Genomic DNA, 362 nt, shown 5'->3' with positions numbered 1-362 from the left:
GCAGTGGCGACGCGACAAGATCGATTTCACGGCCAACCTGGTCAAGGGCATGGTCGGCAACCACCGCGACCTGCTGGACAGGGAGCTGGTGGCGGACGCCGGCCTGATCGCGCCCTATGTCAATCTGCCGGAGGTGACCGCCGCCTATGCCCGCATCCTGCGGCGGCCGGACGAGGCGGAGCCGCTGGACGTGCAATATGTCTGGCGCTCGACCTCGCTGTCGCTCTGGCTGCGTCAGGTCAAACTCGGCGGGAGCCACGCATGATGTCGTTCAACGGTTCGCTTGCGCCCGATCTTCGACAGGACCCGGCCCGGCCGGCGGCCGAGAGCAGCCGGGAGCGCCGCTTCTACCGCGCCTATGG

The 362-nt window shown here is 68.2% G+C and carries 1 pseudogene; it reads left to right on the top strand.

Going from position 1 to position 362, the window contains the following annotated elements:
• Window positions 1-265 (top strand): annotated as a pseudogene (locus tag EN862_RS35150) (asparagine synthetase B); the annotation flags it as partial.
• Between the last annotated feature and the right edge of the window lie 97 nt (window positions 266-362).

This window comes from Mesorhizobium sp. M2E.F.Ca.ET.219.01.1.1 (assembly GCF_004016445.2).
Lineage (GTDB): Bacteria > Pseudomonadota > Alphaproteobacteria > Rhizobiales > Rhizobiaceae > Mesorhizobium.
This window is presented reverse-complemented; position numbering and strand designations above follow the sequence as displayed.